Here is a 16,491-nt window from a genome sequence, read left to right on the forward strand (position 1 = left end):
CCACAGTCGGTCGGCCCCGTGGTCCTTGAGAAGATCTCGTTCATGAGTGAGGATCCGAGGGCCCGAGAAGCCGTGTGGGCGGATGGAAAGAACCTGTACGACGTCGTCCCCGCTCTCGACGCTGTCATCGGGATCATCGGGCGGGATCTGGTCCTGGGCGAGTACTCGCTGGCGCATGCCACGGCGCACATGGCAGCGGAAATGATCGTGGAGCAGAGGGAATCGACAGGGATCCACGACGAGGGGACGGCATTGCTCGTCGTCCGTGCACTCGCCGAGTCGGCGGCTGCTACGGAACGCGCGAATGATGGACTCCGTTCGTAGCGAGGCGCCCTCCGGCGTCGGCCTCCTCACCCGAGGAGGCCGGCGCCGGACTGGTTCGGCTTCGCCGTTCACCGCAGGGGTCAGGCCGCGGTGGGGGTCAGGGGGCGGGGGGTCGGGGTGGTGAGGGCGAGGTTGCGGTGGATCTCCAGGGCGGCGGTGGAGCGGTTCAGGGTGATGTAGTGGAGGCCGGGCGCGCCCTCGTGGAGGAGGCGTTCGGCCATCCTGGTGGCGTGGTCGACGCCGATGCGGTGGGCGGTCGCCCGGTCGCCGCGGGCCGCCTCCAGTTGTCGGGCCAGTCCGGCGGGGAAGGAGGCGCCGCTGAGTTCGGCGAAGCGGCTGATCTGGCGTACGTCGGTGGCGGGCATGATCTCGGGGATGACCGGGGTCGCGCAGCCGGCCGCGGCCAGCCGGTCGCGCAGCCGCAGGTAGTGCTCGACGTCGAAGAACATCTGGGTGACGGCGTAGTCGGCGCCGGCCCGGCACTTGGCGACGAAGTGCCGGATGTCGTCGTCCCAGTCCGCCGAACGCGGGTGGCGCTCGGGGAAGGCGGCGACGCCGACGGTGAACGCGCCGCACTCCTTGACGAGTCGGACGAGTTCGGCCGCGTAGCGCAGGCCCTGCGGGTGGGGCTCCCAGCGGCCGTTGGGGTTGCCCGGCGGGTCGCCGCGCAGGGCGAGGACGTCGCGGATGCCGACGTCGGCGTAGCGCCGTAGGACGGCCTGGAGTTCGGCGGTGGAGTGGCCGACGGCGGTGAGGTGGGCCACCGGGCGCAGGGTGGTCTGGGCGGCGATCAGTTCGGTGGTGCCGATGGTGCGGTCGCGCGAGGAGCCGCCGGCGCCGTAGGTGACCGAGACGAAGGTCGGCGCGACCGCCTCCACCCGCCGGATCGCCGCCCACAGGGCGCGTTCGCCGGCCTCGTCCTTGGCGGGGAAGAACTCGAAGGAGTAGCTCCGTTCGCCGGCCGCGAGGATGTCGCGCAGGCCGCGCGGGGCACGCCGGGTGGTGTGGTCCATGGGTTCACCTCAGGTGGTGGGGTCGGTCGTCCGGGGATGCGGGGGAGCTCCTCCACCCTGCCCCGGCACCCGCAACAGGACTGTCACAGCGGGTCGTTGACGGCCCAGTCCGGGCGGCGGAAGGTGCTCCGGCAGCTCTAGCGATTACCCTAGGGGGGTATGGTATGTTCGAAAGGAAGCAGCCGCCCGGGCAGTCCGGCCGGCGCCGGGCACCACGACAGGAGCACACCCATGAGCGAGACCACCGTCACCGTCGAGTCCGCCGCCGCCGAGGCCACCTCCTGCTGCGGCTCGTGCGGCACCGGCGCCGGCGCGGCCCCGGCCGCCGAGTCCGGCCGGACCTCGGTCTTCCAGGTGAAGGGCATGACCTGCGGCCACTGCGTCTCCTCGGTGACCGCCGAGTTGAAGAAGCTCGACGGCGTCGAGGAGGTCGCCGTGGACCTCGCCACCGGCCGGGTCACCGTCGGCAGCACCCTGCCGCTCGCCGACTCCGCCGTGGCCGCCGCCGTCGACGAGGCCGGCTACGAGCTGGTCGGCCGCGTGGAGGCCTGAGCCTCCGACGTCGGCCCGGACGGGAGGGCGCCACCCCGCCCGTCCGGGCCGACTCCCCCTCGGCACGCCCCCGGTAGAGTGAGCGCACGCCTCACCGCACAGGAACCGGAGACGGCCATGGCCGGCTACAGCTCGCACAAGGACGACTTCCGCAAGCGGCTCCGCCGCATCGAGGGCCAGATCCGTGGCCTCCAGCGCATGGTCGAGGAGGACACCTACTGCATCGACGTCCTCACCCAGGTGTCCGCCGCCAGCCGCGCCCTCCAGTCCTTCGCCCTCCAACTCCTCGAAGAGCACATCGAATGCTGTGTCCGGGACGCCATCGCCGAGGGCGGCCAGGAGGCGGGCACCAAGATCCGCGAGGCCAACCAGGCCATCGCCCGCCTGGTCAGGTCCTGACCGCGTTTCAGCGGTGACGGTTCCTCCGACGGCCCCCGGGGGCCGTCACCTTTACGGGGTGGGGGTATCTCGCCGGATCATTCCAGGAGGGGATCAGCCGTGTCCGCGATCGAGTTCGTCCGCCGCCTGGACGGACTGGTCTACCGCTTCGACCTGAACGGCACCGCCAACGGCCGCCCGTCCTACAAGCGGCGGGAGCTGGACCTGTGGTGCCGGTGGACGCCGGAGCGGGGCTGGTGCGTCGTCGACGCCGAGGGCGTGCCCAACTCCGGTCCGCTGCTGGGCGAGGACCGACACCGGGAGCTCCCGCCGACCGGGCCGTGGCGCAGCTGGAAGGCCGGCCGGTCGTACCTCTACGACCTGCGCCGCGTCGACGAGCACCCGGACGACAACGCGCCCTGAGGTGCGCCGTCCTCAGACCCGGTCGAGTGGGCGGTGCGGGCCGTCCGGCAGCTCGACCGCGACGGCGTCGCCGGGTCGGACCGGGCCGCCGGTGCGGACGACGCCCATAATGCCGGCGCGGCGCACGATCGTGCCGTCCTCGGCACGGCCGACGACCTGCTTGAGCAGGCCGGGCCGGTAGGCGTCGATCTGGGCGCACGGGTTGCGCAGGCCGGTGATCTCCACCTCGGCCTCCGGGCCGATCCGCAGCACCGCGCCGACCGGCAGGCCGAGCAGGTCGACGCCCTCGGTGGTGATGTTCTCACCGAGGGCGCCCGGTGTGACGTCGAAGCCCGACTCGCCGAGTTCGGTGAGCAGTTCGCGGTGGATCAGGTGGACCTGGCGCAGGTTGGGCTGGGTCGGGTCCTGGGCGACCCGGGACCGGTGCCGGACCGTCACCCCGGCGTGCACGTCCCCTTCGACGCCCAGGCCGGCGAGCAGGGTGATGCCGTCCCTGTTCGGCTTGGTGAACGAGTACTCGGCGTTGCTGCTGACCGCCACCACGGTGCCGCTCATGCTCCGGACCCTCCTCACGGACGTACGTTCGATCGCAGGAGCAGCATAGCCGCCGCTGACGACCGGCCCTCCGAGGACGGGGTGAACCGGGGGGCGCTCAGGCCCGGCCGTCCGCGTGCGCCCGCTCGTCCGCTTCGGCGAGCCACAAGTACACGGGTGCGAGCCCGAGTTCGATCCCCATCAGCACCAGCTGGAACCAGTGCGGACGGCCGTCCGCGACGAGCGACAGCACCCGCGCGAGGCCGCCCAGCAGGAGGACCGCCGCCAGCCACCGCACCGGCCGGGCGGGCACCGGCGCCTGCCGGGCGGCGTGGATCCAGGCCGCCCCGTACCCGGCGAAGACCGCGCCCATGAAGCGGCCGAAGCTGCCGACCGTCGGGCCGGCGTCCGCGATCCCGGGCATCGCGGAGTTCCCCAGCAGGATGTGGAGGAAGCCGATCGCCACGCAGGCGATCCCCATCGTCCACGCGAGCACCCGCAACGCCTTGGCCATGGCCCGTCCACCCCTCACAGAGGTCTGGTTGACACGTGTCTACTACGTTGCCCACCACGCTAGCGCCGGCAAGTAGACACGTGTCAAGTAGCCTGGCCCGCATGCCAGTCCACGAACGGCGCCGCCGGCTCTCCCCCGCCGAGCGACGCGCCCAGCTGCTCTCCGTCGGTGCCCGGCTGTTCGCCGAACGGCCCTACGAGGGGGTGCTGATGGAGGAGGTCGCCGAGCGGGCCGGGGTCTCCCGCGCCCTGCTCTACCGGCACTTCGCGAGCAAGCACGAACTCTTCGCCGCGGTCTACCGGGAGGCCTCCGCCGACCTGCTCGCCAGGAGCCGGTTCGACCCGGGCGACACCCTGGTCGAGCAGCTGGTCGAGGGCATGGACGCCCACCTCGACTACTTCATCGCCAACCGGCACGCCGTGCTCGCGGCCAACCGCGTGCTGGCCGGGGACCAGGTGATCCAGACCATCATCACCGAGGAGCTCGACGCCCTGCGCGGCCGGCTGCTCGGCGTCCTCCCGCTCGCGGACGAGCGGGCGCGACTGGCGGTGTCGCAGGTCCTGCGCAGCTGGCTGGTGTTCGTCCGGGTGCTGGTCATCGACTGGCTGACCGAGGAGAGCTGCTCCCGCACCGAGCTGCGGGACGCCTGCATCGGCGCCGTGCTGGGCGCGCTCCGGCCGCTGCTGCCCGTCGATCCGGCACCCGGCTGGGGGCACCGAGGGCATACCATCGGGACGTAAGGGGAGAAGCTCCGCAAGCGCCCAATTCCTCATGAACATATGACAATTGGATGCTCTGACTCCCCTCGACCAGTCGGACCTCCGAACCCCGCGAAGGGACCCATGGACTCCGCCGCAGCCGACACCGGGACCACCCTCCCCCCACTCCACCGGCTCCCCACCACCCCCGCCCAGCCGCCCCACCCCACCACCCTCCCGGACGGCACCCCCGCGTGGCTGATCACCCGCTACCACGACGTCCGGCAGGTCCTCGGCGACCCCCGGGTCACCCGGGCCGACCTGCATGACGTCGGCACCGCGGGCGCCACCGCCGACGTGGCCGCCAACCCGGCGTCCCTGTTCAACCAGGACGGGCCCGCCCACCGCCGGCTGCGCGGCACCGCCCAACGGGCCTTCACCCCGCGCGCCATCGCCGGCTGGCAGCCGTGGGTCGCCGCCGCCGTCCAGCAGTCCGTGGACCGGCTGGTCGCCGCCGGCCCGACGGCCGACCTGGTCCCCGCCTTCGCCCGGCCGGTGCCGTTCGCCGTCACCACCCGGCTGATGGGGCTCGACGGGGACGGGCCGGACCACCTGGACGAGGAGCGGCTGCAGCGCTGGACCCGCGCCCTGCTTGCCCAGGGCGAGGACCAGGGCGGCGAGCCGGCCGGCGGTCAGGACGGCGCTCAGGACGGCGGGCAGCAACCGGGCACGGACCCCGACCACGACGCCACCCTCGCCGAATTCGGCTCCTTCATGGGCGAGTTGGTTGCCCGCCGGCGCCGCGAGCCGGGCGACGACCTGGTCAGCCGGCTGGTCCGGGCCGCCGACCAGGACGGCGGCGTCCCCGAGGAGTCCCTCGTCTTCCTGGTCGCCGGGCTCACCGCCAGCGGCAACGAGAGCGTCGCCGGCGCCCTCGCCAACGCCCTGGTCTACGTGCTCGGCGAACGCCCCGAGCACTGGCCGCGCCTCGCCGACCCGGACACCGCCGAGCGCACCGCCGAACGGCTGCTGCACTACATCCCGCTCGGCGACGACGAGGCCACCATCCGCCGCACCACCGCGCCGGTCGAGGTCGGCGACGTGACCATCCCGGCCGGCTCGGTCGTCGCCGTCAGCCTCGGCAGCGCCAACCGCGACCCGGCCGTCTACCCCGAGGGCCTCGACGCCGACCTGGGCCTCCCGCTCCCCGCCCCGACCCTCGCCTTCAGCTCCGGCCCGCACTACTGCATCGGCGCCTGGCGGGTCCGGCTGGAGATGCGGGAGTCCCTGCACCGGCTCGCCACCGCCCTGCCGGGCCTGCGCCTCACCACCCCGGTCGCGGAGCTCGCCTGGCAGCTCGGCGGCACCACCCGGAGCCCGGCCCGCCTCCCGGTCGACTGGTAGGTCGAACGGGAGGCGGCACCGGTGATCGGCCGGTAGCCGGCACCGGCGGTCGGCCGCCCGGCCTCAGCCGGCGGGCGGGGCGGCCGACCACCGCCCCCGGCTCACCCGAACAACCCCTCTCCCAGCGTCCCGCCCTCCGGCGCTCCCGGCAGGACGTAGGCCACCGCCGAGGCGGTGTGCTCGATGAAGGTGTTGAGGGCGTCGCGCGCCGCCAGGCGGTTCTGGACGCGGGTGAACTGGGCCGGGTCGCGCATGAAGGCGCAGAACAGCAGGCCGCGGTCGCCCGGGCCGTCGTCGTAGTTGTAGCCGCGCCGCAGCATCCGGGCGCCGCCGTCCAGCCGGGGGCTGGACAGGCGGACGTGCGCGGTGGCCGGGATGAGGTACGAGCCGTCCGGGTTCTTGGCGTAGATGTCCGGCTCGTCGTGCTCGGCCGTGCCGGTGAGCGGGGCGCCGTCGCCGGCCCGGCGGCCCATCACCTGCTCCTGGTGGTCGACGGGGAGGGCGGCGAAGGCGGCGGTGTCCATCCGGATCCGGCGGTAGACCAGCACCGTCCCGTGCTCGTACGGCCCCGGCGGGCCCCAGACCCACTGCCCGCTCTCGGTGCCGTCCGGGTTCGCCGTGCCGTCCTTGAAGCCGAACAGGTTGCGCGGGGTGGCGCCGCCGGCCGTCCGGGCCAGGAAGCCGGACTGCGTCCACCGCGCGGTCGCGCCCGCCGCCCGGGCCGCCGCGTCGACCTGCTCGGCGACCACGGACAGCGGCCAGCGGTCGGCCGCGCACAGCTGGACCACCAGGTCGCCGCCGCCGCGCGCCGGGTCGAGCCGGTCCCCGGGGAAGGCGGGCAGCTCGGTCAGCAGGGCCGGCGGAACGTTCAGCCCCAGCCGGGCGGCGAGGCCCGGGCCGACGCCCACCAGGCTGCTGAGCCGGGCCGGTTGGCCGCCCTGCAGCCGGGCGTCGGCCGGGCTGCCGCCGGTCGCCCCGGCCAGCACCCGGGTCAGCTCGCCGAGCAGGCCGCGCAGGGCGGCCCGCCCGTCCGAGGTCGCGGCGGGCGCCAGGTCGAGGGCCAGCAGCTGGGTGGCCGGCTGCTGCGCGGTCGTCACCCCGGCCTGCCGTTCGCCGTGGAAGGGGACGGCCGGTGGCTCCGGTGCCGCCGCCGGTCGGGCGCCGCGGCCGTGCCCCCGGACGCCGCCGGTGCCCATGGCCAGTGCCGTGACCCCCGCGCCGAGCCCGGCGGCCACCACCGCCCCGCCGGCGAGCAGCCCCCTTCGATCCACCCCGGCGCCCCGCGCGGTCGGTGGCTGGTCCTGCGCCTTTCCGGTTTCGGCATGCATGGGCGACATTGGAGACGATAGAACACGCCGTATGCAACTTTTGACCACACGTCACCCGCGGTCCGGCACGACACCCCCACCCGGGGCCCGCATCGCCAGGCGCCTGCCCGCCCTGCTCGCCGCCGCCGTCCTGGCGCTGGCCGGCTGTTCCTCGGGCGGCTCGTCCTCCTCCGACGCCAAGCACCCGGACGGCACGGTCATCCGCGTCCCGCAGCACTTCCCGACCATCCAGCAGGCCGTGGACGTCGCCCGCGAGGGGGACACCGTGCTGGTCGACCCGGGCACCTACCGGGAGAGCGTGCGCCTCACCAAGCCCCGGATCGTGCTGCGCGGCACCGACCGCAACACCGTGGTGCTGGACGGCGGGCTGCGGCTGGTCAACGGCATCACCGCCTCCGGCCCCGGCTCGGTGGTGGAGAACCTCACCGTCCACGGCTACCTCGCCAACGGCGTGCTGTTCACCGGCGTCACCGACGAGAAGCTCCAGCAGCACGGCGCCGGCGGCTCCGCCTACAACCCGCTGGACACCGTGCGCTTCCCGGTGGTCGAGGGCTTCCGCGCCAGCAGTGTCACCGCCTACAACAACGGCCTGTACGGGATCTACGCCTTCGACGCCCGCGGCGGCGTCATCGAGGACTCGTACGCCTCCGGGGGCGCCGACTCCGGCATCTACGTCGGCCAGTGCAAGCCCTGCGACACCCTGGTGCGGGGCAACACCGTCGAGCGCAACGCCGTCGGCATCGAGATCACCAACGCCTCCGACGGGCTCACCGTGGTCGGCAACCGGGTCACCGGGAACCGGGTCGGCGTCACCGTCAACTCCAACGACCTCGAAGCCCTCGCCCCGCAGCACGGCGCGGTGATCGTGGGCAACGTCGTCACCGACAACAACGCCACCGACACCCCCCAACAGGCCGACGGCGCCTACGGGATCGGGATCGGGATCGGCGGCGGCACGGCGAACCAGGTGCAGCGCAACCTGGTCCAGGGCAACCGCGCGGCCGGAATCGTCATCACCGACCCGCCCGGGCACCCGGCGAGCGGCAACCGGGTCGAGGGCAACCGGGCCACCGGCAACGGCACCGACCTGGTGCTGGCCTCCGTCGACCCGGGCAACTGCTTCACCGGCAACCAGCCGGCCGTCCAGAGCCCGGACGGCCTGGAGACGCTGGCGGGCTGCGCCGCCCAGGGCCGGAGCGCCCCGCCCTTCGGCCGCACCAGCCCCGTCCAGGCGCCGCCCGGCATCCCGTTCAGCCAGGTGCCCGTCCCGCCCGCGCAGCCCTCGCTGCCGGACCCGACCGCGCCCGGCCGCCCGGCGACCGACCTCCCGGGGCCGGTCGACCCCGGCGCCTACCCGCTGCCGGAGTCCGCGGACGCCGTCCCGAAGCACTGAACCGGCCGCACCGGGCGGGCCCGCGGACTCCTGCTCCCCGCGGGGCCGCCCGGTGCCGGTCACCGGTCGTGCGGCAGCCAGGGGCCGGGGATCAGCCGGTTGACCACCGTCACCGTGATCCCGTCGCCGAGGTTGTCGCAGGTGAGCACCAGCGGCCCGAAGACCGTCCGGTCCGCCGCGTAGCCCTCGGGCGGCCTCAGCTCCACCCAGTAGTACGTCCCCGGCCCGCCGCGGCCCCGGCAGACGCCGTCGGCCCCGGTCGTGCAGGGCTCGCCGACCGGCGTGTCCCCGCGCTCGCGGCCGGGGCCCGGCCAGCCGAGCCACCCCGGCCACCCCGGTCCGCCGCTGACCCGCCACAGCTGGAACGTCGCCCCGGCCAGCGGCCTGCCGTCCTGGTCCACCTTGACCAGGGTCAGCACGCCCCTCGTCGGCCGGAAGCCGAAGTCGAGGGTGTGGTCGTTCTCGCCCGGTCCGCCGGTGGTCAGCTCCCGTTCGGCGTACTTCCCGCCCCGCGGGACGACGCCCTTGGAGTTGACGAACGGGTCGTCGCCGACGTCGTGCCGGGTGGGCGCCCACTCGAACAGCGGGCCGCCCTCGGCGTAGTCGGCCGGCTCGTCCAGCCGGAGGGTGTACCGGGTGCGCGGCGCGAGGCCGCCGGTGACGTTCGAGTCGTCGAAGTAGTACTCGCCGCGCGCCGAGGTCCTCGTCGTGCCGACCAGCGCGCCCGCCCCGTCGTACAGGTGCACCGTGACACCGGGGACCGGGCGCCCGCCCGGCCGCTGGATGCCCGTGCGCCCGGGGTCATACCAGACCCGGTTGCCGATCTGCAGCGGCGCCCGGTCGCAGAGCACCTCCAGGTCGCCCATCGAGGCGCCCTTGCCGAACGGCGCGGGCACATCCGCCGGGTTGAGCCGCAGGCCGGTCCCCGGAGCCTGCCGGCCGTCCGCCCGCTGGACGAAGGCCGTTCCGTAGCCGAAGGCCGTGTTGTTCGGGTCGTACCCGGAGATCCCGATGGTGCTCTCGACCTTGGACAGCGCCATCCCGGCGTAGTCCGCGTTGTGGTGGACGCCGAACCGGCTGGTGTCGAAGAAGCGGGTGCCCCGGGGCGAGAGCCCGCACCCGTTGTCGGTGTCCAGCACGTACGTGCCGTTCTCCGCGCAGGCCTTGTCCAGGTCACCGCCGGACAGCACCTCGCCGACCGCGGCGCCCGAGGCCGACTGGCCCGTCGCCCGGTCGGCCAGGCGGTCGCGGAAGGCCAGCAGCATCGAGCCGTCCGTCTCGAAGCCGACCTCGGCCAACTCCGGTTCCGGCTGGGCCCGGTAACCGGAGCAGGCCTGGCCGTTCTGCGAGGTCGGGTAGGTGTCCGTCCACGGGAACCAGCCCGCGCCGTCGCACGGGCCGCTGCCCACGGTCGACTGCCGCGGGTAGTCCAACGGCTGTTCCAGGACGGCCGGTTGGAACAGCCCGGTGGCGGGGTCGAAGGGCAGCACGACCGCCCGCAGGTCCGAGGCCCGGCCCGTCGACTCGCCCGAGCAGACACCGCCCAGGTAGCCGACGCCGTCCTGGAGGCCCAGGCCGAACGGCCGCCAGTCCCCGGCCGAGGGGCAGCCCGGGTCCGGGACCGGGTAGACGGCCGTCGGCGCCGCGGCCGTCGCCGCGGTGGCGTCGTAGCGGTACAGCGCACGGGAGTTGAGGTTGACGACGAACAGGTCCCGGCCGTCCTCGGTGACCTTGAGCCCGCCGAGGCTCTCCTTGCCCGGCACGGCCAGGAACGCGTCGTCCGACCCCGGCGCGTGCGCCGTGCCACCGGCGTCCGGGACGGTGGCGAACAGCGTGGTGGTCTTCCGCGCCGGGTCCGTCACGTAGATCCCGCCGGCGCCGCCCGGACCATAGTCGGTGGTGCGCTTGGCCGCCGCCGAGGAGAACACCCGCCGGTCGGCCTTGTTCCACGCGATGCCGAACAGCGTGCCCGTCTGCGCGTCGGTGGCGATGCCGGTGACGTCGACGTCCACGCCGTCCTGGCCGCGCGCGCCGTACGGGAACGACACCAGCGTGCGCTGCGCCCCGCCCTGCCAGGCGGTGTTCTGACAGGTCGTCACCAGCGGGGCGTTCTTCTGGCAGTAGTCGCCCGGGTACCAGAACCCGGTGGTGTACGCGACGTTCCTGCCGTCGGAGAGGTCGACGAACTCCTCGTTGGAGCTCAACTGGTTCGGCGCGCCGTCCAGGCCCTGGCGCGAGGCGAAGGCCGGGAAGAGCGTGCCCGGCTTCGGATTCACCACCCGGACGCGGTACTTGCCGTCGGTCGCCGTGCTCGCGGCCGGGGCCAGCGTCACCGTGCCGTCGGTGCCCGTGGCGCCCTCGGTCCTGGTGCCCGCGTCATCCGTGAGCGTCACCGTCACGCCCGCGATCCCCGGCTCCAGCGCGGGCGTCCACACACCGGTGGCGTCCACCGCCCGGACCACCCGGACCGTCACCGCCCCGACACCGCCCTGCGCGGAGGCCGACGGGGCCGCCACGAGTCCTCCGCCGGCCAGCACGACGGCGAAGGCCGCCGTCAGCGCGGCCCGGCGCGTCCGTCTTCTCGTCCTCTTCAAGATTCCGTCTCCCCTCACCGACGGGCGCAGGCCCGATCCGGACAGGACCCCCAGGACAGCGGCCACCGGTCGCCCACGTCCCGCACTCACCCCGCGTTCACCGGCGCGAGTGACGGAAAGCGCCGGGAAATCGCATCGAGTTCGGACACGGCCTCACTAGTTCGCATACTTCCCGACCACATCTCCGGGCCGTCCCCGATGAGACCGACGGCACGCCCGACCCGCCTGTACGGCATGATCGGTACGCACCGCCCGCCGACGGCGGAGCCCGCCGAGAGGGAGGCCGCGCCCGATGCCCGACGGCTTGACCACCGACCTCGTACTGGGCTGCACCGTCCTGCTGGGCGCCTCCGTCCAACGGCTCGCCGGGATCGGCTTCGCCCTGGTCGCGGCGCCCGTCCTGGTGCTGCTGCTCGGGCCGGGCGACGGCGTCACGCTGTCGAACCTCGCCGCCGGGGCCATCAGCGCCGTCGGCCTGCTGGGCAGCTGGCGGCAGGTACGGCTGGCGGCGATGCTGCCGCTGATCCTCGCCGCGGCCTGCACGGTGCCGGCCGGGGTCTGGGTCGCGGCGACGGTTCCGACGCCCGGACTGCTCGTCGGCATCGGCGCGCTGGTCACCCTGGCCTCGCTGCTGGTGCTGCGCGGGGTCCGGGCGGCCGCGCTGCGCGGGGTCGGCGGCGCCCTGGTCGCGGGCGCCACCAGCGGGTTCATGAACTCGGCCGCCGGGGTGGGCGGTCCGGCCGTCTCCCTGTACGCCGTCAACACCGGCTGGACGGCGCGCGAGTTCCTGCCCAACGCCCAGTTCTACGGCGTGGTGGTGAACGCCTTCTCCCTGGCGGGCAAGGGGCTGCCCGCGCTGTCCGGGACCGCCTGGTGGCTGGTGGCCACCGCGCTCGCGGGCGGCGCGGCGATCGGCCGGCTGCTCGCCGCCCGGGTGCCGGAGGCCCGCGCCCGGCTGGTCGTGCTGGGCCTGGCCCTGGCGGGCGGGCTGACCACCCTCGTCAAGGGCGTCTCGGGGCTGGGCTGAACGCACCCGGCCCTCCACCGCCGTCCGACGAACCACCGGAAACCGCCCGAAACCCACCGGACACTCCGGACGCCTCCGGATGAGCCCGACACCCGTACCGACACGGACAGTTCGGGACGCCCCGGGCACTTCGGAAACCGCCCGAACGGCCCTCCGCGGACATGACATACTGCCTCGGTGACCTCAGCAGACCTGGCCGCGAAGCCGTCCAAAAGCCGTCCCCAACTGGGCCGGAAGTTCAACCTGCTGTGGTCCGCGTCGGCGATCTCATCGGTCGGCGACGGCATGCGGGACTCCGCCCTGCCGCTGCTCGCGGTGGCCGTCTCCGACTCCCCCAGCGCGGTCTCCGTGGTCTCCGTCTCCGCCTCGCTGCCCTTCCTGCTGATGTCCCTCTACGGCGGGGTGCTCGCCGACCGGGCCGACCGGCGGCGGCTGATGTGGACCATCGACGCCGCGCGCGCCGTCGTCGTCCTCGGCTTCGCCGCCTGGGTCTTCCTCGCCGACCCGCCGCTGGTCGCGCTCGCCGCCCTGGCCTTCCTGCTCGGCTGCGGCGAGACGGTCTTCTCCAACGCCGCCACCTCCGCCGTCCCCGAGCTGGTCCGCCCCGACCAACTCGACGCCGCCAACGGCCGGATGCAGGCCAACATGCTGGTCGGCGGCAACCTGATCGGCCCGCTGCTCGGCTCCGCGCTGTTCGCCGTCGCCGCCGCCCACCCCTTCGCCGTGGACGGCGTCTCCTTCGCACTCGCCGCCGTCCTGGTCGCCGCCACCGGCCGCTCCACCGCCCCCAGCACCCGGGCCGACCGCCGACCGGTGCTCACCGAGATCCGCGAGGGCGTCGACTGGCTGCTCCGCCACCGCGACGTGCGGATGCTCGCCGTGCTCTCCACCCTCGGCGCGCTGGCCTGCTTCATGGGCACCACCATGATGGTCCTGATGGTCACCAAGGTCATCCACGCACCCGCCGCCTCCTACGGCATCGTGCTCGCGGCCGGCGCCATCGGCGGCACCGCCGCCAGCACCCTGGCCGGCCGGCTCAGCCGGCTGCTCGGCCGGGGCACCCGGATCGCCCTCGCCTTCCTGCTGATGGGCGTCTCGCTGATCCTGATGGGCCTGAGCACCTCGGTGGCCGAAGTCGCCGCGCTGTACGGCGTGATCGGCTTCGGGATCGTCACCTGGAACATCCAGGCGATCTCGCTGCGCCAGCAGGCCGTACCGAAGGAACTGCTCGGCCGGGTCAACAGCTGCTACATGCTGCTGAGCCGCCTCGGCATCATGGCCGGCGCCGCCCTCAGCGGCTGGATCGCCTCCGTCGTCAGCATCCGCACCCCGCTGCTCGTCGGCGGCGGGCTGCTGCTGGTCCTGCTGGTCGCGGTGCTGTTCCTGCTCCCGCGGATGACGGCGCTGGAGACCGTCCCGGCCGCCTCGGAGCCGTCCGACGCCGGGTAGTACCCTCCGGGCCGTTGCGCGTCCTCCCGCCCAACGGCCGCTGTCCGCCGGTATGGTGACCGCGGGGGGTGTGCCGGGAAGTCTGGTCGGCGGGCAGCTGCTCGCCCGTCCTGAGGAGAGCCATGAACACCGACCGCCCCGCCGCCTCCGGTACCGCCGCGCCGCCCGTCGGGGCCGGCCGCGACCTCGGTCCCGGGCTCGGCCCGCTGGTTCGGGTCGACGGCAGCTGGTACATCGGCGACCACGAGAGCAAGGCGTATCTCGCCGTCCTCCCCGAGGGGTTCGAGCACCGCGTCACCGGACGGGAGCCCTTCCTGGTCCCGTGGAAGCGCCTGATGAGCCTGAAGCTCGGGGTCACCAGCGGCCGGTTCCTCAGCACACCGGCCGGCGGACTCCTGACCGGTCACCACGCGCCCCACGAGGCGATCGGCACCCACGGCTCCTGCCTGAGCGCCATGGTCCGGCACCCCTACGACCTGTGGAGCCCCCGGTTCGTCCACCACCGGCGGTGGTACCCGGCTCCCGAGATCACGCTGCTGCACCAGCTGCTGGGGAACATCGTCGACCTCGGCCGGGTCGAACGGCTCGGCGACGACGCCTGGCTGACCTCCGTCGTCGAGGAACTGGCGGCGGACCGCCTCCTCCGGAAGTGGCGCACCAGCAAGGCCGTCGCGGACGGCGTACGGGAACTCATCGCGCGCGGGGCGTGACCGCCGGGTTCGAGCGCCGCTCCGTACTCCGATGCGCCGCCCAGGCCCCGGAGGCCGCGCGGGCGGGTGCTGCCGCCCGCGCGGTGGCCCGGCATCAGGCGGGCAGGCGGTCGGGCGGGGTGGTGGGACGGGGCCGGGCGGTGCTGAGGGCGGCCAGGGCCGGGGTGGCGGCGAGGGCGAGGCAGAGGGGCAGCGGCAGGTGGTCGGCGAGCAGGCCGGCCAGCGCGGTGCCGCCCGAACTGCCCGCGTTGAAGCACGTGTTGACCCAGGCTCCGGCGCGCGTCCGGTGGCCGGGCTCGGCGAGTTCGTCGGCGAGCAGGTAGGCGGTGGTGAGGGTCGGGGCCACGGTGAGGCCGGCCAGGGCGGCGACGGCCGCGAGGAGCGGGACCGTCGGGGCGAGGGCGGTCAGGGCCAGCGCGCCGGCGAAGGCCGCGGTGAGGACGGCGAGCCGCCGCCGGGCCGGGGCCCGCCAGTCGAGGGCGCCGAGGGCGAGGCCGCCGGTCGCGCTCCCGGCCGCCAGCGCCGCCTCCACCCAGGAGGCGTCGGCCGCCTGCCCGTGCCGCCGGGCGAAGACCACCGCCAACAGGGCGAACGCACCGAGTCCGGCCCCGGCCCCGGCGGCCGCGGCGAGCGGCAGGCCGGTCCGGGCCGGCGGCCGCCAGGGGCGCGAACGGCCGCCGGTGGCGGCGGAGTCGGCCTCGGCGCGGTCCGGCCCGACGGCGCGGACCGAGGCGGCCAGGGCGAGGGAGCCGGTCAGGACGAGGGCGGCGCCCAGCACCAGCCCGAGCGCCGGGCGGGCCGTCGCCGCGATCACCCCGGCCAGCAACGGGCCGGTGACGTACAGGAGTTCCTCGGCGACGGTGTCCAGACTGTAGGCCCGGCGGCGCAGCCCGGGATCGGACAGCAGGGCGCTCCACCGCGCCCGGGTGACCGGGCCGAGGGGTGGCGCGAGCACGCCGGCCGCCACGGCGAGGGCGAGCAGGACGGGGTACGGGACGCCGGGGCGCCAGGTGGCGGCGGCCAGGCCGAGCAGCACCAGCGCGTACCCGGCCGCCATCGGCGGCAGTGTCCGGCGCGGGCCGTGGCGGTCGACCAGCCCGGCCCGGGCGGGTGAGAGCAGCACGTTGGAGGCGGCGAACAGCGCCGTCAGCCAGCCGGCCCGGGCGTACGAGCCGGTCGTGGCGGTGACGGCCAGCAGGAGCGAGAGCGGGACGACACCGTAGGAGAGGCGGCCGGTCAGGGCCGCGCTGAAGAGCCGGACCGCGCCGGGGGTGCGCAGGACCGTCGCGTAGGACGAAGACATGGAGGGGTTCCTCTGGAGCTGGCGCGCGCCGCGCGCCGGTGGACCGGGACGCCGAAGGACCGCACCACCGGGGTGCGGTCGCCGCGCGGGGCCCTAGTCACGGAAGAGGAACACGGGGCCATGGTAGGGCACGTCCGCGCGGGGGCCGTCCGCGCGGGGGCCGTCCGCGCGGGGGCCGTCCGCGCGGGGGCCGTCCGTGCGGGGGCCGTCCGTTCGGGGGCACGTCCGTGCGGGCGCCCGTCCGGGACGTCGGCCGCACCGGCTCCCCGGCCGGGCTCCGCGCCGCCGGCCGCAACGGTGCGGAACGCCGGTATCAGAACGGACGGTGTGTCATATTCATTGAGACCAAGGAGAGTTCACCGCCCCTCCTGGGTTCCGGCGGGCTCGCCGGAGCCCCATCAGGGTGCGGTCAGCACCATGTCAGCGAGCCGAGGGAGCATGTGCGGAGCGGGCCCACCCGGTTGTCCCGCGTGCGCCGATGACCCGAGGGCCGCACCGCGCCCTACCCGGAATGGAGTGTGCGACATGTCGAACCCCTTTGACGACGCGGACGGGACCTTCCTGGTGCTGGTGAACGACGAGGGCCAGCACTCGCTGTGGCCCGCGTTCGCCGAGCGGCCGGACGGCTGGACGGTGGCCCTGGCCGAGGGGCCGCGCGAGGAGGCGCTGGCCTACGTCGAGGCCAACTGGACCGACATGCGCCCGCGCAGCCTGCGCGAGGCCTCCGCCGCCCGGGCCTCGTAGCGGCGACGTCCGATCCATCCGAGGAAGGGCCCGGCCTGCCCGCGTGGCGGCGGCCGGGCCACGTCGATTTCTCCCTCATCGACACGGAAACGGGGACCTTCAT

17 protein-coding genes are annotated in these 16,491 nt (G+C 74.6%); 11 read left to right on the forward strand and 6 right to left on the reverse strand.

The genetic code is table 11. From position 1 onward, the window contains the following. Window positions 1-18: 18 nt before the first annotated feature. Complete coding sequence (locus ACLWS4_RS14430) at window positions 19-324, forward strand: hypothetical protein (protein WP_380745140.1); 306 nt, start codon at window positions 19-21, stop codon at window positions 322-324. 80 nt (window positions 325-404) lie between these two features. Here the strand turns inward: ACLWS4_RS14430 and metF are convergent, their stop codons facing one another. Continuing rightward, the gene (metF, locus tag ACLWS4_RS14435) at window positions 405-1,337 is read right to left on the reverse strand and encodes a methylenetetrahydrofolate reductase [NAD(P)H] (RefSeq protein ID WP_416874314.1); all 933 of its coding nucleotides are present in this window, start codon (window positions 1,335-1,337) and stop codon (window positions 405-407) included. Between the two features lie 231 nt (window positions 1,338-1,568). On the opposite strand from metF, the gene ACLWS4_RS14440 reads away from it, so the two are divergent. From ACLWS4_RS14440 to ACLWS4_RS14450, 3 genes are all read left to right on the forward strand, one after another. Beyond that, entirely contained in the window at window positions 1,569-1,889 is a 321-nt protein-coding gene (locus ACLWS4_RS14440; protein WP_074002457.1) for a heavy-metal-associated domain-containing protein, read from the forward strand. Window positions 1,890-1,967: 78 nt separating this feature from the next. Next, window positions 1,968-2,288, forward strand: coding sequence for a metal-sensitive transcriptional regulator (locus tag ACLWS4_RS14445; RefSeq protein WP_369808334.1), 321 nt, complete (start codon window positions 1,968-1,970; stop codon window positions 2,286-2,288). Window positions 2,289-2,387: 99 nt separating this feature from the next. Then, a complete protein-coding gene (locus tag ACLWS4_RS14450; RefSeq protein WP_416874315.1) occupies window positions 2,388-2,690 on the forward strand; it encodes a hypothetical protein in 303 nt (100 codons plus the stop codon). 12 nt (window positions 2,691-2,702) lie between these two features. Here ACLWS4_RS14450 and ACLWS4_RS14455 read toward each other — a convergent pair whose 3' ends face one another. Together ACLWS4_RS14455 and ACLWS4_RS14460 are read right to left on the reverse strand one after the other, a co-directional pair. Beyond that, complete coding sequence (locus ACLWS4_RS14455) at window positions 2,703-3,245, reverse strand: MOSC domain-containing protein (RefSeq protein ID WP_416874316.1); 543 nt, start codon at window positions 3,243-3,245, stop codon at window positions 2,703-2,705. Window positions 3,246-3,342: 97 nt separating this feature from the next. Continuing rightward, a complete protein-coding gene (locus ACLWS4_RS14460) occupies window positions 3,343-3,738 on the reverse strand; it encodes a DUF4345 domain-containing protein (RefSeq protein WP_416874317.1) in 396 nt (131 codons plus the stop codon). A 101-nt stretch (window positions 3,739-3,839) separates the two neighbouring features. On the opposite strand from ACLWS4_RS14460, the gene ACLWS4_RS14465 reads away from it, so the two are divergent. Further along, window positions 3,840-4,478 (forward strand): TetR/AcrR family transcriptional regulator, encoded by a 639-nt coding sequence (locus ACLWS4_RS14465; protein WP_387966834.1) that lies wholly within the window; start codon window positions 3,840-3,842, stop codon window positions 4,476-4,478. Window positions 4,479-4,580: 102 nt separating this feature from the next. Next, window positions 4,581-5,840: a cytochrome P450 gene (locus tag ACLWS4_RS14470; protein WP_416874318.1), complete on the forward strand. Its 1,260-nt coding sequence runs from the start codon at window positions 4,581-4,583 to the stop codon at window positions 5,838-5,840. Between the two features lie 101 nt (window positions 5,841-5,941). Here ACLWS4_RS14470 and ACLWS4_RS14475 read toward each other — a convergent pair whose 3' ends face one another. Next, the gene (locus tag ACLWS4_RS14475; protein ID WP_375875559.1) at window positions 5,942-7,168 is read right to left on the reverse strand and encodes a Dyp-type peroxidase; all 1,227 of its coding nucleotides are present in this window, start codon (window positions 7,166-7,168) and stop codon (window positions 5,942-5,944) included. Window positions 7,169-7,199: 31 nt separating this feature from the next. On the opposite strand from ACLWS4_RS14475, the gene ACLWS4_RS14480 reads away from it, so the two are divergent. After that, window positions 7,200-8,561 carry a right-handed parallel beta-helix repeat-containing protein gene (locus ACLWS4_RS14480; RefSeq protein WP_416874319.1) on the forward strand — a complete coding sequence of 454 codons (1,362 nt, stop codon included), beginning with the start codon at window positions 7,200-7,202 and terminating at the stop codon, window positions 8,559-8,561. Between the two features lie 59 nt (window positions 8,562-8,620). On the opposite strand, the gene ACLWS4_RS14485 is transcribed toward ACLWS4_RS14480, so the two are convergent. After that, window positions 8,621-11,155 carry an SdrD B-like domain-containing protein gene (locus ACLWS4_RS14485; protein ID WP_416874320.1) on the reverse strand — a complete coding sequence of 845 codons (2,535 nt, stop codon included), beginning with the start codon at window positions 11,153-11,155 and terminating at the stop codon, window positions 8,621-8,623. Window positions 11,156-11,447: 292 nt separating this feature from the next. On the opposite strand from ACLWS4_RS14485, the gene ACLWS4_RS14490 reads away from it, so the two are divergent. The 3 genes from ACLWS4_RS14490 to ACLWS4_RS14500 all read left to right on the forward strand — a co-directional run bounded on the left by ACLWS4_RS14490 (window position 11,448) and on the right by ACLWS4_RS14500 (window position 14,341). After that, complete coding sequence (locus ACLWS4_RS14490) at window positions 11,448-12,182, forward strand: sulfite exporter TauE/SafE family protein (RefSeq protein ID WP_117487094.1); 735 nt, start codon at window positions 11,448-11,450, stop codon at window positions 12,180-12,182. A gap of 177 nt (window positions 12,183-12,359) precedes the next feature. Beyond that, window positions 12,360-13,631 carry an MFS transporter gene (locus tag ACLWS4_RS14495; protein ID WP_416874321.1) on the forward strand — a complete coding sequence of 424 codons (1,272 nt, stop codon included), beginning with the start codon at window positions 12,360-12,362 and terminating at the stop codon, window positions 13,629-13,631. A gap of 122 nt (window positions 13,632-13,753) precedes the next feature. Beyond that, window positions 13,754-14,341, forward strand: a complete 588-nt coding sequence (locus ACLWS4_RS14500) for a hypothetical protein (RefSeq protein ID WP_074002449.1) — start codon at window positions 13,754-13,756, stop codon at window positions 14,339-14,341. Between the two features lie 94 nt (window positions 14,342-14,435). Here ACLWS4_RS14500 and ACLWS4_RS14505 read toward each other — a convergent pair whose 3' ends face one another. Beyond that, window positions 14,436-15,644 (reverse strand): MFS transporter, encoded by a 1,209-nt coding sequence (locus tag ACLWS4_RS14505; protein WP_416874322.1) that lies wholly within the window; start codon window positions 15,642-15,644, stop codon window positions 14,436-14,438. Between the two features lie 525 nt (window positions 15,645-16,169). Between ACLWS4_RS14505 and ACLWS4_RS14510 the strand changes: the two genes are divergently transcribed. Further along, window positions 16,170-16,388: an MbtH family protein gene (locus tag ACLWS4_RS14510; protein ID WP_117487098.1), complete on the forward strand. Its 219-nt coding sequence runs from the start codon at window positions 16,170-16,172 to the stop codon at window positions 16,386-16,388. Window positions 16,389-16,491: the final 103 nt, after the last annotated feature.

The organism is Kitasatospora sp. SC0581 (assembly GCF_048159585.1).
GTDB lineage: Bacteria > Actinomycetota > Actinomycetes > Streptomycetales > Streptomycetaceae > Kitasatospora.

What these genes read in the sequence shown, in the direction of transcription:
- metF (WP_416874314.1), bottom strand. Translation starts at nt 1,337, where the DNA reads ATGGACCACACCACCCGGCGTGCCCCGCGCGGCCTGCGCGACATCCTC.
- ACLWS4_RS14440 (WP_074002457.1), top strand. Translation starts at nt 1,569, where the DNA reads ATGAGCGAGACCACCGTCACCGTCGAGTCCGCCGCCGCCGAGGCCACC.
- ACLWS4_RS14455 (WP_416874316.1), bottom strand. Translation starts at nt 3,245, where the DNA reads ATGAGCGGCACCGTGGTGGCGGTCAGCAGCAACGCCGAGTACTCGTTC.
- ACLWS4_RS14460 (WP_416874317.1), bottom strand. Translation starts at nt 3,738, where the DNA reads ATGGCCAAGGCGTTGCGGGTGCTCGCGTGGACGATGGGGATCGCCTGC.
- ACLWS4_RS14465 (WP_387966834.1), top strand. Translation starts at nt 3,840, where the DNA reads ATGCCAGTCCACGAACGGCGCCGCCGGCTCTCCCCCGCCGAGCGACGC.
- ACLWS4_RS14470 (WP_416874318.1), top strand. Translation starts at nt 4,581, where the DNA reads ATGGACTCCGCCGCAGCCGACACCGGGACCACCCTCCCCCCACTCCAC.
- ACLWS4_RS14475 (WP_375875559.1), bottom strand. Translation starts at nt 7,168, where the DNA reads ATGCATGCCGAAACCGGAAAGGCGCAGGACCAGCCACCGACCGCGCGG.
- ACLWS4_RS14480 (WP_416874319.1), top strand. Translation starts at nt 7,200, where the DNA reads ATGCAACTTTTGACCACACGTCACCCGCGGTCCGGCACGACACCCCCA.
- ACLWS4_RS14490 (WP_117487094.1), top strand. Translation starts at nt 11,448, where the DNA reads ATGCCCGACGGCTTGACCACCGACCTCGTACTGGGCTGCACCGTCCTG.
- ACLWS4_RS14500 (WP_074002449.1), top strand. Translation starts at nt 13,754, where the DNA reads ATGAACACCGACCGCCCCGCCGCCTCCGGTACCGCCGCGCCGCCCGTC.
- ACLWS4_RS14505 (WP_416874322.1), bottom strand. Translation starts at nt 15,644, where the DNA reads ATGTCTTCGTCCTACGCGACGGTCCTGCGCACCCCCGGCGCGGTCCGG.
- ACLWS4_RS14510 (WP_117487098.1), top strand. Translation starts at nt 16,170, where the DNA reads ATGTCGAACCCCTTTGACGACGCGGACGGGACCTTCCTGGTGCTGGTG.